Annotated in this window: 10 protein-coding genes; 1 reads left to right on the forward strand and 9 read right to left on the reverse strand. The window is 69.5% G+C overall.

Going from position 1 to position 14441, the window contains the following annotated elements; all coding sequences use genetic code 11:
* From ACFU95_RS21550 to eccD, 9 genes are all read right to left on the reverse strand, one after another.
* The coding region (locus ACFU95_RS21550; RefSeq protein ID WP_383829872.1) for an ATP-binding protein at positions 1 to 557 on the reverse strand (557 nt) is incomplete at its 3' end.
* Positions 557 to 1798 (reverse strand): IS21 family transposase, encoded by a 1242-nt coding sequence (istA, locus tag ACFU95_RS21555; RefSeq protein ID WP_383829875.1) that lies wholly within the window; start codon positions 1796 to 1798, stop codon positions 557 to 559. The genes istA and ACFU95_RS21550, both read right to left, overlap by 1 nt.
* Before the next feature lie 210 nt (positions 1799 to 2008).
* Entirely contained in the window at positions 2009 to 3193 is a 1185-nt protein-coding gene (locus tag ACFU95_RS21560; RefSeq protein ID WP_383829878.1) for a hypothetical protein, read from the reverse strand.
* Positions 3190 to 4329: a hypothetical protein gene (locus tag ACFU95_RS21565; RefSeq protein ID WP_383829881.1), complete on the reverse strand. Its 1140-nt coding sequence runs from the start codon at positions 4327 to 4329 to the stop codon at positions 3190 to 3192. Before ACFU95_RS21565 ends, ACFU95_RS21560 begins: the two co-directional genes overlap by 4 nt.
* A gap of 285 nt (positions 4330 to 4614) precedes the next feature.
* Positions 4615 to 4911, reverse strand: coding sequence for a WXG100 family type VII secretion target (locus tag ACFU95_RS21570; protein ID WP_369168940.1), 297 nt, complete (start codon positions 4909 to 4911; stop codon positions 4615 to 4617).
* Positions 4912 to 5006: 95 nt separating this feature from the next.
* On the reverse strand, positions 5007 to 5372 hold the full coding sequence (locus ACFU95_RS21575; protein WP_383829884.1) for a WXG100 family type VII secretion target: 366 nt from the start codon (positions 5370 to 5372) through the stop codon (positions 5007 to 5009).
* 346 nt (positions 5373 to 5718) lie between these two features.
* Positions 5719 to 6948 (reverse strand): type VII secretion-associated serine protease mycosin, encoded by a 1230-nt coding sequence (gene mycP / locus ACFU95_RS21580; protein ID WP_383829887.1) that lies wholly within the window; start codon positions 6946 to 6948, stop codon positions 5719 to 5721.
* A 20-nt stretch (positions 6949 to 6968) separates the two neighbouring features.
* On the reverse strand, positions 6969 to 8513 hold the full coding sequence (gene eccB / locus ACFU95_RS21585; RefSeq protein ID WP_383829890.1) for a type VII secretion protein EccB: 1545 nt from the start codon (positions 8511 to 8513) through the stop codon (positions 6969 to 6971).
* Between the two features lie 112 nt (positions 8514 to 8625).
* Positions 8626 to 10260: a type VII secretion integral membrane protein EccD gene (gene eccD / locus ACFU95_RS21590; RefSeq protein ID WP_383829893.1), complete on the reverse strand. Its 1635-nt coding sequence runs from the start codon at positions 10258 to 10260 to the stop codon at positions 8626 to 8628.
* Positions 10261 to 10440: 180 nt separating this feature from the next.
* On the opposite strand from eccD, the gene eccCa reads away from it, so the two are divergent.
* On the forward strand, positions 10441 to 14418 hold the full coding sequence (eccCa, locus tag ACFU95_RS21595) for a type VII secretion protein EccCa (protein ID WP_383829895.1): 3978 nt from the start codon (positions 10441 to 10443) through the stop codon (positions 14416 to 14418).
* Positions 14419 to 14441 lie beyond the last annotated feature (23 nt).

The raw sequence follows: 14441 nt of genomic DNA on the forward strand, positions 1-14441 counted from the left end.
GCGGGGAGATATCTGGCCGCCACTGGGGACGCCGAGTCGGCCATGAGTGCATGGAACATCTGGCCGCCACCGGGGCAAACAAATGGCCGTTGACAGGTGGCGAAGGCGACGCGGTGTCCAGCCTGGCAGGCGCGGACCGCGAGGCCGATCGCCAGGTGTGTCTTCCCCGTGCCCGGCGGGCCCAGAAAGACGGCGTTCTCCTTGCCGGCGATGAAGTCCAACGTGCCCAGATGCGCGAGCTGTTGTCGCGTCATGCCGCGCAGATGGGTGACGTCGAGTTCCTCGATCGTCTTGATCGCGGGGAAGCGGGCGGCACGTACTCTCGCCTCGCCGCCGTGTGATTCGCGGGCGGAGACCTCGCGTTGGAGGCAGGCGACGAGGTATTCGGCGTGGGTCCAGGACTCCTTGCGGGCGCGTTCGGCGAGCCGGTCGGCGGCGTCCAGCAGGGCCGGGGCCTTCATTGCGCGGGCGAGGAAAGCGAGGTCGGCGACGGTCTGGGAGCCGGTCCTGCGGCCCGCTGTGGTGTTTTCGGCCGGGGCGGTGGTGGTGCGGGGCATCAGCCGGCCTCCCTGTCGCCGCCGCCTTCGATGACGGTGAACAGCCGGTCGTAGGCGCCGAGTTCGCGTTGCTCGACCTCGACGAGCGGGCCGGCCTCGGCCTGGGCGGCCTGCTGATGGCGGGCCTGCCCGCGCATCGTCTGGCCCGCAGCGGCGTGATCGGGATCGGTGAGGGTCTGGTGGCGGGCCCAGCAGCGGGGGTGGCGGGCGACGATCACGCTGCCGGGCGACAGCGCGATGACTTCGTCGTTGTCGGTGAGCACGGTGACGGTGCGTCCGATCGCCTCGGGGTGCACGGAGTAGTCGTTGGTGTCGACGCGGACGTAGTGGTCACGCCCGATGCGGGCCTGCATCCGCCACCAGGCGGGCGGGTCGACGGGCGGCAGGGTGAGCATCCCGGCCCGGTCGGCCTCCCAGCGGTCGGCGGGACGGGCCTTAAGGGTGCGGTGCAGGCGCCGGTTGGCGACCGCCAGCCAGGTGGTCAGCTGGGTGTTGAAGTCGCCGGGGCCGCTGAACGTGCGGCCGGGCAGGAACGAGGTCTCGAGATAACCGTTGGCGCGTTCGACCAGTCCTTTCGCCTCGGGGTCACGGGGCCTGCAGAGGTAGATCTTGGTGGCGAGCAGGCCCGCGAACGCGGCGAACTCCGCGGTGAGCTTGCCGCGGCCGACCCCGGCCTCGTTGTCCCAGACCAGCGTTTTGGGCACGGCGCCCCACCCGTTCAGCAGCCGCCAGTGCCCGTCGATCAGGTCGCCGGTCGTGCGGGAGGGCAGCATCCGCGCGGCGATCACCCGCGAGTAGCCGGACACCATCACCAGCACCGGCGGTCGCCCCGTCTGCCCGTAGCCGAGCGGGACCTCCGCGTCGGGAAACCACAGGTCGCACTGGGCCAGCTCGCCCGGCTGATAGGTCGTGCGGGAGACCGGATCGACGGGAACGTAGGCGGGCCGCAGTTCCCGCACCCGCTCCTTGAGGACCGTCATCCCGCGCTCCCATCCGATCCGCTCGGCGATCACGGTGGCGGGCATCGTCGGGGTCTCCCGCAACAGCTCACGGATCTGCACCTCGACCGCGTCGACCACCGAGCCTTTGGCCGGCCGCTCGTACTTCGGCGGCCGGTCACTCGCCAGTGCACGCTTCACCGTGTTCTTCGAGATGCCCAGATGCCGGGCGATCGCCCGGATCGGCATCTGCTCGGCCCGGTGCAGCCTGCGGATCTCTGCCCAGTCCTCCACGCGGATCACCCTTCCCTCCTGACCTTCCGATCAAGATCAGGTTCAGGCGAAGACCACCGAGAGGGTCACTTTTGATCCGCCGTCAGAGGGTCAGAATTCAGGCGTCGCCGAGACAGCCACCTACGAGGACGCCACGCCCTGGCATTCGAGCTGCCGAGGGCGTGGCGTTTCGCATCATTGCGGCACGACGGCTGGGCGGAGTCAGAGGCTCCCGCCCGGCTATGACAGTTTCAGCTTCAGCGGGCCGCAGCCGAGGCGGGCGGCCTCGGCCTCGACGTAGCGGGGGAAGAGGGTGCGCACGTCCGCGCTCATCCCGGCGTCGTTGGCCTGTACGAGGAACACGGTCGCGCCCGCCTGGCAACGGGCCCGGAAAACACCGAGGTTGGGGCCGAGACCACCGTAGCCGACGGCGGAGCTCACCCGGTCGCCGTCGTCCAGCGTCATCCTCATGAAGATCGCGGCCAGCCGCGGGTCCTCGACGGTCATCAGGCGCTGCTTCCACTGCGAGCCGGTGATGTCCCGGTCGCAGGTGCGTACCGGGCCGTGCCCGTCGGTGATCATGGGGTACTTGTTCGGCTTGCGTTTCTTGCCCAGGGTCAGCCCCTTGATGCCGCAGAGCGCGTCCGGCTTCTCCGTACGGGTGTAGCGGGCGGCTTTCGGCAGGCGTTCGACCGGATCGGCGATCGTGCCGGTGCAGCCCAGGTGCGCGCTGACCTTGTTGACGAGCTTCACGACCATGCGGGCCATCGCGTTCCGCTCCTCGGTGCGCGGCTCCATGTCGCCGATCCACGTCCCCTGGGCGATATCCACGACGGCCGGCCCGTCGAGGTCGTCGGGGCGGCCCAGGCAGCCGTCCGGGATGGCGAGCCAGGCGCGGTTGTCCGAGGCCATGCCCAGCAGCCCGCCGCCGAGCGGGGTGAGACGGGCGGAGAGGAACTCATCGGCCCACTTGCCGTCGTCGCCGGCCCGGTCGTCCAGCCGGTGCACCCGGGCGGTGAGCGCCCATACGTCGCCGTCGCTGTTCGTCAGCTGGCAACTGCCGGCTGGGCCGTCCATGGAGTTCCCGCCGTGCAGCACGGGCGCCTCGACCGCCTTGACGTTCTCCGGCTCGCGGAAGATCGGGGCGAGGTCGTCGCGGGACAGCGCGCCCCAGCACACCTCGTCCGGCGCGAACGGCCCGGCCTGCGCCTGCCAGGGCGTGCCGCCGGCGCCGAGCAGCACCCCGGCGAGCCCTGCGGCCAGCAGCGGCCGGACCCGGCCGCGCAGCAGGTGGCGCCAGTGCAAACGCTGGCGGCGTCGGCGCCAGCGCTCCCGGCGCAGGCGCCGATGCCGCTCGCTGAGCGACTCCCGGTCGGCGGGCAGCGGCTGTTCGTATCGGTTCGACTCGTCCGCGGTGCTGCTCACCGGGCGGCTCCCTCGGGGGCGATGGGGGCGCAGCCCAGGCGGGCGGCGGCCGCGTTGACGAACGCGGCAAGGTGGTCGGGGTCGGTGGAGGCGCCCATCAGGAAGGTGGCGGGCCGGCCGGCGCAGTCGGCTCGTACGATCGCATGGTCCTCGCCGATGCTGCCCCTGCCGCGCCAGCCGCGGGCGACAGGGCGCTCGCCCGCGATGCCGTCGAACACCGCGGCCAGCCTGGGCTGCGCGACCATGGCCAGCTCCAGGTACGGCACGCCATCGCCACGGACGCTGCACGTCTGCAGGTCGTGGGTGACCGCGCCGGTCTGGTCCGTGATGTCCTCCATGCCGAGGCTCAGGCCACGGATCCCGCAGACGTCTTCAGAGGCACTGTAGATACTGTCCGGCTTGCCCGGCAGGTCGTAGAGGGGCGAGCTGACCTTCAGCGGCTTGTCCGGCGCGCAACCGGCCGCCTCCATCCCACGGTTGGCCGCCGCGACGAGCAGCACCGCCGCCTGTTGGGCGCCGCCCAGATCCGCCGGATCGTTCTGGCTGTACGAGGGGCCGCTGGCGTATGTGCCGGACGCGTCCATGGTGACGACGGTCGGCCGGCCATCAGACGTATCGCAGGACTTGGGGAGCACCAGCAGACCGCCACCCCCGTTCACCGTGCCCGGCAGGCCGTCCGGAAGCGGGACCATGTCACCGCCCAGAAAACCGTCCTGGACCATCGCCAGGCGGGCCTCCGCGGCCTTGGGTACCGGGCCGTACTCGACGGACACCTGCTGGCGGATGGAGACCTCGTCGCCGTCGTGACTGCTCTTGTAGTCGCCGGCGATGGTGACCTTGCACCTGCCGCTCGGGCGCTTGCGGGTGGGCGCCGTCTCCTCACCGGTGCGTGACCCGTCGTCATCGTCACCGAAGGCATCATCGCCGAGGAACTCCGGACCGCTGTCCTCTTCCCATGCACCCCAGCAATAGCGGTCCTTCGGCCACAGCCAGATGTCCGCCGCCCAGCTGCCGAGCCCACTGCCCGCAAGCGCGAGCACCAGCGCGGATATCAGCAACAACCGGCCGCGCCTGCTGCGTGGAAGCGCCCGGCGCAGCCGACCCGGCACCGCGGACGCCTCGTCTGTCTCACTCACCCCGTAATCCCCCTCCGGCGCAGGCAGGCGTCGCGAACCGGTCCCCCACGTGCGCCCTTGCCGTAACTACACACTCACCCGCGGGCACACCAAACAGCGCACGCCCTGCACGTCCGAGTGGATACCGGCGGATCTTGACCAGGAGTGTAATCATCTGTTGACAGCAGCAAAGGAAGCCATCGGAGAGTGCCCGGACTTTCCGATTCCTCTCCTGCGGCCTTCTTCTGTTCCGGAGGTGGGGTGGACACCTCCCGTGCGTGCCCACCCCCGTTCCGTCGACCGCTGTTAGTAGTTGGCGGCGGCCTTGCGGTCGGCCGCGCTGTACGCCGCGCTCGCCTCGCGGATCGCGCTCGCGATGGAGTTCAGGGCCTGGTGGATCTCCCGGGCCTTGATATCCCATTCGCGGTGGAGGCCGTCCGCCGCGGTCTTGGCCTCGCCCTCGAAGTAGGCGGAGAGGTCCTTCATCCGCTTCTGGAGCGCTTCGAGGTCCGTGTCGAGCTTCTTGGCCTGGGCGGTGATGTCCCCTGCGGCTCGTTCAAGTTCCGCGTAGGTGACGAGCATTGTGCCGTTGTCTACTGCCATTTCTTCTCCAACTGCCTTCCATGCCTGCTGTGCTGAGGGTTCGAACTGAAGGTTTGCTGCGGCCACAGATGGGCCGTCGCTCGATCGCGCACGAGCTACATGCCGGAGAAGGCAGAGGTCTTCCCGGACGGGGCACTGCCGCCGGTCGAGCCGGAGCTGCCGGTGTCGATGCCCGCCAGGGCCTGGTAGATCTCTTCGTCGGTGCTGCCGGCGATGCGGCGGTTGTCGTTGACCGCGTTCTGGAAGCGGACGAGCAGGTTGCCGATGTTGGCCATGCGCTCGTTGATCTCGGTCTGCTTGCGGTCGAAGGACACGGCGCCCTGGCCCTGCCACTTGCCTTCGACACTGTCGATCACGGCGTGCAACTGCTGCAGCTGCTGCTTCACCGAGCCGAAGCGCTCGTTGAGTTCCTGCTCGAACTGCCGCAGTACGTCGTCTGTGACCTTCTGGGTTCCTGCCATCTGTTCTTCCTTCCCGATTTCCGGTTCAGTGGTGGGCCCGGCGGCTTGGAGAGGCTGCATGGCGAACGCGCGTGGTGCGTCCCCGGTGTGATCCGCCGCGGTGGGCTGTGGTGAGGCGTTCGCGTTCCTTGTCAGGCCGAGGGGCCGGCCCTCTCATGAAGCGTTGCAGCCCCGTGGCTGCCCCTCACCGCTGCGAACATCGTCGGCGCGCGCCATGACGCTCACCCTCCCCGTTCTCCCCGTTAGCTACGACCGCGGGTCATTGCGATCGCGGTGACGTGAACATCACCGATTGCATGCGTGTCACTCTAGCCACTACCAGTGACAGGACCAACGGCCTTCTCGGCTAGCCGGAGGGCGTCTTCCTGCGGCCGTCGCGCATCGCCACCGCCCCGCCTGCGATGACCGCCACCAGCACCAGGCTGCCCACCACCACGTAGGTGCCGAGGCGGGCCGCCCGTTCCTGCGGGGTTTCGCCGAGCGGGAGTTGGGCCACAGTGGGGGCCTCGGCCTGCCCTGCGCCTTCGTTGCTCGGCACCGGGTGGTCGATCGGTTTGTCGTCCTCCGTCAGGGCGCGGACGGGGTCGACGACACCCCAGCCGACCAGGCGGTCGTGGCCGGGAATGGAGCGTTCCGCGGTCTGCATGATCTGCGCGGCGATCTGCTTCTGCGTCCAGTTGCGGTGCTTGGCTTTGATGAGGGCGGCGACGCCAGCGACGTACGGGGCGGAGAAGCTGGTGCCGTTGTCGGCGCAGTGTCCGCCGCCAGGGACGGTGGAGACCATGTCGACGCCGGGGGCGGCGACGTCGACGAAGTCGCCGGACTGGGAGAAGGCGGCGCGCTCGTTGTTGCGGTCCGCGGCGGCCACCGCCAGGACGCCGTCGTACGAAGCCGGGTACGTCTCCTTCACGTCGCCCCCGAGGCCGTCGTTGCCAGCTGAGGCGACGACGACGATCTCCTTGGACAGGGCGTTCTCCACCGCCTGCTCCAGCTTCGAGCTGCGCGCGATCGGGTTGACCGTGTCCTGGGAGATGTTGATGATGTCGGCCTTCGCGTTGTCGACCGCGTAGTTGACGGCAGCGGCCAAGGTGTCCGTGTCGCCGTGGCCCTCCGCGTCGTTCTGCTGGATCGGGATGATCGTCGCCTTGGGGGCCAGGCCGACGAAGCCCGTGCCCTTCGCCGGTCTGGCGGCGATGATTCCGGCGACCTTCGTGCCGTGGCCGACCACGTCGGTGGTGCCGTTCTCGCTGCCGCGCTCGATCTTGTTGCCGTTGTCGTCCTTGAGGTTCTTCGGCAGGAAGTTGCGGCCGCTTTTGACGTCCACTGCGGAGGTGAGTTGGCGGTTCTTGACGTCCACTCCGGTGTCGATGACCGCGACGCGCACGCCCTCGCCCGTGGACTGCTGCCACAGCTCGTCCAGCATGACCCGTTGCAGCGCCCAGGGGCGGCCCTCGTACATCGAGCCGTCGTAGGTGCATTGGTCGGCGGCGGCGGTAGGAGCCAGAGGCGCTGCCGCGAACGCGAGGGTGGCGGCTGCCGCAGCGGCGAGGCGACGTGAGTGGCGATGCGTACGCATTGCTCGTACCGCCCGCCCGCTCACGAGCCCTGCGGCTGTCGTGCCGCGCCCGTCGACAGCCGCGGTCCCGTAGGCAGGAACGCCGACCAGGCGGCCGGGATCGGGGCCGGTGTCACGTCCTTGTAGCCGAGGCGGTTCTGTGCCTGCTGGGCCTCCTGCAGTGCCGCCTCGCGCTGTTCCCGTCGCTCTGTGGCCGAGCCGGAGGAGCCGATGCCGGCGTCGTCGGTCTCGCTGTCGCCGTTGGACTGCATCGCGTAGCGCAGGCCGGTGTCGGTGACCAGGAAGAAGAAGCCGGAGTTGGTCGAGGACCCGGTGAACTGGCGGAAGAACTGGCCGGAGCCGGGCGTGACGTAGGCGCTGCTTGAACCGGTGGGGAGGGTGGCCGGGAAGTCTTTGCCCGCCCAGGTGCTGAGGGTCGTGGTGCCGTTGTCCTGGTCCACGTCGCGCAGGATGTTGCACACGGTGTTGCGGTTGCCCTCGTCGGTGCTCGCCGAGTTGACCGGCTCGGGCTTCTGCTGGGGCCAGGTCTTCTCGGCGCCGAAGGGTGCCCCGGGTGTGAAGCTGCCGGCGCTGACGGGCATCGCTCGGCTCGCCTGTCCGAGGCCCGTCAGAGCTTTGCTGCTGAGCAGGAGCTTCGCTGTGAAGTCGGAGACCGGGGCGACCCGTCCCTGCAGGACGACGTACTGCTGGATCCTGGTGCCGGAGGGGGCCTGGAGGACCATGCCCACCTTGTTGGCCGCCGCCGGCAGCTGACCCTGGATCCCGGCGTCGGCGCCGGGCCGGCCCGGGATCTCCGGGAAGGTGATGGGGTCACCCTTGTGCAAGGTTGCCAGCCAGCCGGCCGACACCCGCTGGGGCTCCCGGTCCTCGCCGACGACTGTGCGCAGCAGCAGTTCCTCGTTCTGGACGGGGTACGCCGTTCCGCTGGCGTCGACGACGTAGCGTGTGCGGTCGGGGCCCGGGCCTTCCACGTACATCAGCTCACCGCCGCGCAGCCGCTCCGCGCCCTCGGTCCGGTCCATGTCCCGCTGGGCGAGGATGAACGCAGCCTTCTGGATGGCTCGGCCGCCTTCACCGGGGCGCTCGCAGACCACCCAGCGCTTCTTCGAGCCGGCTTCGTCGGCGTCGGGCAGACGGTCGGGGGCGTAGGGGATGCCGAGGGTGGGGCCGTGCGGGATCTTGCCGTTGTCGAGGACCGATTCGTCTACGTTGATGACCTTGCCCTTGTCGGGCTGCAGGAGGAGCTTGGCCGAGGACATGTTCAGCACCGGGTGCAGTTGCGTCTTGCCGTCGGTCTTGAGGATCACGTACCGGGTGGTCGACTTGCTGGAGATGATGACGTTCTCCCCGGGCTTGTCCCAGCCCTGCGGTGCGGCGGGCTTGAACATGCCCCACGCCCCGAAGCCGGCCAGGACGACCGCGGTGACGATCGCACCCGGCACGACCGCACGCAGGGGCCGTGGCCAGCCCTCCTCCGTGCCGTTCGGGCTGGGCTGGAGAAACTGCCCGACCAGGCGCCGTCGCGCGAAGGTGTAGGCGTTCAGCTCATCCCGTCGTGATGCCATCGTTTTGCTGCCTCTTCCCCCGCTGATTGATCTGGTTGTTCTGGTCTCGTACGAGGAGCCGGTCCCGTACGTCGTTGTGGCCTGGCTCAGCTCGCCAAGGCCCCGTTGGCTCTCACGAAGAAAGCGAGCGCATCTGCTGGTAGGCGCCGAACACCGCCAGACACAGCGGCAGCAGCGTCAGCAGTACGAAGCTCTCGGCGATCTCCAGGAATCGGCCCCAGAACGGTGTGACTCCCTTGCTGGGCACGACCAGCGCGATCGCGGCGATCGCCCCGGCGACGACGGCCACCGCGACTGACAGCCAGACCAGCCTGATGTCGAGCGCCGAGCCGTCACCCCGCAGTGCCTCCAGGACCATCCGGCCGGGCGGGTTGAGGGAGAGGCCGAGCCCCAGAAGCACCAGTGAGGCAAGCCCTGTCGCGAGCGTGCAGGCCACCTGGGCGGTGTGCCGGAACAGATGGGCGCGCATCAGCATGGCCAGACCCGTTGCCAGAGCGAGGAGTTGGGCCCACAGGCCGTCAGAGAACCCGAGCACCGCGGCCCCCGCCGTCGCGACGAGTGCGCAGCCGCCGACCAGACCAAGCAGCAGCTCGTGGCCGCGCCGGGCCTGAGCAGTGATGCGTTCGGCGTCAATCGCGGCCGATGCCGCATTGCCGTCGCCCTCGTCATCGGTGTCGCCGTAGTCGCTGCCGACAGCGGTGCGCGGCGGGTCGAAGCCGATGGGCAGGCGGGCGAAACGCGTGGCGAGGCCCGGCAGGAAGGCGAGCGTGCCCAGGGCGAGCGGGGAGCAGACCGCTGCGGTCTCCGCCGGGCTCATCTCGGTAAGGATCGCGACGAACATCAGCAGCATGCCGACAGCCGAGGCGAATGCGAAGGCGACGAAGGGGCCGTCGCCGCTCGGTGTGAGGAACACCAGCACCACTGATCCCACGAGTACAGCGGCGCAGGCGAGCAGGAACTGCAGCCTGCCGATGCCCTCTCCGTCCGGCAGCGCAACCAGTCCGCTGCCCGCCACTCCCAGATTCGCCAGGGCGCCGATGCCGAAGGCCACCGACGATCCGCGGTCGCCGTACACACGGGCGCGCACCGCGGCGATCGCCAGGAACGCCACGCCCGAGACCGCGGCCACGATGCCCGCCGGCCCGTGCATGTCATGGCGAACGTCGGAACTCCAGGCGACGAAGGCGAGCAGCATCAGCAGCACACAGGTACCGAAGAGTCCTGCGGTGCGCAGGAGTTCGTCGTTCCACAGTGCGCGGTCGCGGGTTACGGCGCTGGCCGTGGCGTGCGAGACGTCGTCGAACACCGCGGGCGGGAGGGAGTCGGAGAAAGGGCGCAGGAGGAGGAAGTCGCCGTCGGCGATGCGCTGTGCGGCCAGTGAACGTGCCTCGTCGAGCACCGTGCCGTCGCGGCGCACGAGGTGGTATCCGACCGGGGCGCCGGGGGGCGGAGTCTGTCCGGACAGGCGCAGGATCTCCGGGAAGAGGTGCGCGAGTGGAATGTCGTCGGGCAGCGCCACATCGATTCGGCTGTCGGGTGCCGCCACGATGATCCGGCGGAAGCCGGTGCTGCGCGTGGTCGGCACCCCCGGTCCCCAATGGTGCCCCGGCCCCGGATGGCCCCCTGGTCCCGGGTAACCGCCGGTGCTTCCCGCCGCTCGAACTGTCGCAGGCACGTACTGCTCCCCCTCGCGGTGCTTCTCAACTCGCGGGCCGCGCCCCTGTCCTGTTCGCCCGTCCGCTCTCATTCCGGTTCCGAATGACCTGAATAACCCTGAATCCATTGATTATTCGCGGGTGCGCACACGCGTGGCGCCACCCTACCGTCCGCAAGGTCAGTGCCCGCCAGTAGGATCCGGTCCGGATGAAGTCAGCGCCACGGGGGTGCGGACAAGGCCTCTTCAGTCCGCGAGGGGGACGGGTCAGCTTTGAGCCAGATCGTCGTCAAACGGCCACCGAGGGCCTTGCCCAGCGATGTGCCCGCCGATCCAGTGCAGTTGCAATCCCCGCCCGAGTTGCCCAGAGGGCAGCAGGAAGGCGCGCTGATGCAGCTGCTGCCCATGCTGGGCATGGGCGGTTCGGTCGTCTTCTTCTTCATGACGCCGAACCCGGTCATGCGCATCATGGGCATGGTGATGATCGCGTCTACGGTCGGAATGGGCATCGCCATGCTCGTTCGGTATCGGCGGGGCACCCAGGGACAGCTCGCCGATATGCGGCGGGACTACCTGAAGTACTTGGCCAAAACCCGCCGTGCGGTGCTTCGTACGGCGCGGCTGCAACGGGACGCCCAGTTCTATCTACACCCGGCGCCCGAGCAGTTGTGGGCCCTGGTCGCCGAGGGCAGCCGCGTGTGGGAGCGGCGGATCAGCGACGACGACTTCGGGCAGGTGCGGATCGGACTGGGCAGCCAGCAGCTCGCTACCCCTCTGATCGCACCCGAGACCGCTCCGGTGGACGAGCTGGAGCCGCTCACCGCCGGCGCCATGAAGCAGTTCCTCACCGCGCACAGCACCATCGAGAGCCTGCCCATGGCGATCTCACTGCGCTCCTTCTACCACCTCACCATCAGCGGGGATCACGAGAACCACGTCCGCGCGACGGCACGCGCGATGGTGGCCTCCCTGGCCTCTCTGCATTCTCCCGACGACCTGATCGTGGCCGTCGCTGCCGGGCAGGACGCGGCCCCGCAGTGGGAGTGGGCCAAGTGGCTGCCCCACGTCCAGACCGATGGGAACGACGGGGCGGGCAGCCGCCGTCTGATCACCACGAGTGCGCAGGATCTGGAGCTGCTGCTCAAGGAGCAGCTCGAAGGCCGCCCCCGGTTCCAGGCCGGCGGGCAGCCCCTCCTGGAACAGCCGCACATCGTCGTCGTACTCGACCAGGAGGCGCTGTCGCCGTTGTCAGCGCTGGCGGCGGCCGAAGGGCTGCAAGGTGTCACGATCGTCGAGGTTGTGCCGGGCCGTCTCACCGGGGCACGTGGCGGTCTCTCGGTCGTGGTGCATCCCCAGTCGCTGCGTCTGGAGCCCAGCGACGGTCTGGTCTATGAAGGGTCGCCAGACCGCCTGAGTCATGAGGCTGCCGAGGCACTCGCCCTCCAGCTCGCACCCCTGTACATGGCGTCCGGCGGCGACTCCGACGAACCGCTGCTCGCCAACCTGGAGTTCACGGATCTCCTCGATCTGGACGACGCGGAATCTGTGGATGTCGGCCGCACGTGGCGCCCGCGCTCCCGTGCCGAGCGCCTGCGTGTGCCGATCGGGGTCGGCGAGGACGGCACCCCGGTGATGCTGGACCTGAAGGAGGCCGCGCAGGACGGCATGGGCCCGCACGGCCTGTGCGTCGGCGCCACCGGATCCGGCAAGTCCGAACTACTGCGCACCCTCGTGCTCGGCCTCGCGGTGACCCACTCCTCGGAGACCCTCAACTTCGTCCTCGCGGACTTCAAGGGCGGTGCCACCTTCGCCGGCATGGCGGACCTCCCGCATGTCGCCGCCGTGATCACCAACCTCGCGGACGACCTGACCCTCGTGGACCGCATGGGGGATTCGATTCGCGGTGAACTCAACCGCCGCCAGGAACTGCTCCGCAAGGCGGGTAATTACGCCAACATCCACGACTACGAGAAGGCCCGCTCGGCCGGCGCCGCCCTGGAGCCCGTCCCCTCCCTCGTCCTGGTCATCGACGAGTTCAGCGAACTCCTCGCCGCCAAGCCCGATTTCATCGACATGTTCGTCCAGATCGGCCGCATCGGCCGCTCCCTGGGCGTCCACCTGCTCCTGGCATCTCAGCGGCTCGAAGAGGGCCGGCTGCGCGGCCTGGAGACCTACCTGTCCTACCGCATCGGACTGCGGACCTTCTCCGAGGCCGAGTCACGTGCCGCCCTCGGTGTGACGGACGCGTACCACCTGCCGAACGTCCCCGGCTCGGGCTATCTGAAGCACGGCACCGACGAAATGGCCCGTTTCAAGGCGGCCTACGTCTCGGGCGCGCACCGACCCGTCTCCGCCCGAGCCACGACCGGGGACGGCCCGCTGCCGGTGGACCGCCGTCCCGTGCCCTTCACCGCGGCCCCCGTGCCGGTCCAGTACGCGCAGACCGACCCCCGGGCCCAGGTTCCCGACCCGCGGGCGGGCGGGGACGACGCCCTGGCCGACACGGTGCTCGACGTCATCGTCCGCCGGCTCACCGCGCAGGGCCCGGCCGCACACCAGGTATGGCTGCCCCCGCTGGACAACCCACCCTCGCTGGACGCCCTGCTCCCCGGACTTGCTGCCGAGCAGGGTAGGGGCCTGGCCCAGCCCGGCTACGAGGGCGCCGGCCGCCTCATCGTCCCGCTCGGTGTCGCCGACAAGCCCTTCGAGCAACGGCGCGACACTCTGTACCGGGACTTCTCCGGCGCCGCGGGCCACATGCAGATCGTCGGCGGCCCGCAGTCAGGTAAATCGACGCTCCTGCGGACGATCATCTCCGCGTTCGCGCTGACCCACACCCCGCACGAGGTCCAGTTCTACGGCCTGGACTTCGGCGGTGGCGGCATGTCCGCCGTCTCCACGCTGCCGCACGTCGGCGGTATCGCCTCACGCCTGGACCCGGAGCGGGTACGCCGCACGGTCGCCGAGGTGTACGGCATCATGACGCGCCGCGAGGAGTACTTCCGCAGCTCCGGCATCGACTCCATCGCCACCTTCCGCAAGCTGCGGGCCCGCGGCGACATCTCGGTCGCGGACCAGCCGTGGGGCGACGTCTTCCTGGCCATCGACGGCTGGGGGAACTTCCGCACCGAGTACGAAGCCCTCGAATCGGTTGTCCTCGACATCGCCGCGCGCGGCCTCGGCTACGGCATCCACCTCGTTCTCACCGCGTCCCGCGCCATGGAGGTCCGCGCCAACCTCAAGGACCTGCTGATGAACCGCCTCGAACTGCGGCTCGGCGACCCCATGGACTCCGAACTGGACCGCAAGGCGGCCGGAAACGTTCCCACCGGTGTGCCCGGCCGGGGAGTGACTCCAGAAGCACTGCACTTCATGGCGGCGGTTCCCCGCATCGACGGCATCCACTCCGCCGACAACCTGTCCGAGGCGACCGCCGCCATGAGCCGGGACGTGGACCGCCACTGGACAGTCCCCGGCGCGCCGGCAGTCCGGCTGCTGCCCCGGCACCTCCCCTTCGCCGACCTGCCCGCAGCCCTTGCGGAGCCAGGCCGTGGCGTCGCCTTCGCCCTCGACGAGAACAACCTCGAACCCGTCCACGTCAACTTCGAACAGGACCCCTTCTTCCTCGTCTTCGGCGAAAGCGAATCCGGTAAATCCAACCTGCTGCGCCTCCTCATCAAGCAGATCACCGATCTGCACGACGGGGCCTCCTGCAAGCTCTTCGTCATCGACAACCGCCGCTCGCTCCTGGACGCGGCCCCGGCCACCCACCTCGCCGAGTACGTGCCCATGTCCAACGCCATGGACCACCACGTCGAGGCCCTGGCCGACCTCATGCGACGCCGCACTCCCTCGCCCGACGTCACCGCCGACCAACTGCGGGCGCGCAACTGGTGGAGCGGCCCGACGATCTACGTCGTCGTGGACGACTACGACCTGGTGTCGACTTCCGGCGGCAACCCGCTCGCCCCGCTCACGGAACTCCTCCCGTTCGCGCGCGACGTCGGCATCCGCTTCATCGTCGCCCGCAACACCGCAGGCGCCGGCCGGTCCTCCTACGAACCCTTCATGCAACGGATCAAGGAGCTGGGCGCGCAGGGCGTCGTGCTCTCCGGCGACCCGAACGAGGGCGACATCCTCGGCAACGTACGCCCGCGCCCTATGCCGGCCGGGCGGGGGATCTTCGTCTCGCGGAAGCGGGGGAACCTGCTGGTGCAGACGGGCCTCATGGGAGAGGAAACTCTGCACTGATGGCTCGGCACTCCCTGCCACCG

The sequence above is a fragment of the Streptomyces sp. NPDC057623 genome, assembly GCF_042800355.1.
Taxonomy (GTDB): Bacteria; Actinomycetota; Actinomycetes; order Streptomycetales; family Streptomycetaceae; genus Streptomyces.

Bases quoted from the DNA above. Each gene is read 5' to 3' on its own strand.
- eccD (WP_383829893.1), bottom strand. From the start codon at position 10,260: ATGAGAGCGGACGGGCGAACAGGACAGGGGCGCGGCCCGCGAGTTGAG.
- ACFU95_RS21570 (WP_369168940.1), bottom strand. From the start codon at position 4,911: ATGGCAGTAGACAACGGCACAATGCTCGTCACCTACGCGGAACTTGAA.
- eccB (WP_383829890.1), bottom strand. From the start codon at position 8,513: ATGGCATCACGACGGGATGAGCTGAACGCCTACACCTTCGCGCGACGG.
- ACFU95_RS21575 (WP_383829884.1), bottom strand. From the start codon at position 5,372: ATGGCAGGAACCCAGAAGGTCACAGACGACGTACTGCGGCAGTTCGAG.
- mycP (WP_383829887.1), bottom strand. From the start codon at position 6,948: ATGCGTACGCATCGCCACTCACGTCGCCTCGCCGCTGCGGCAGCCGCC.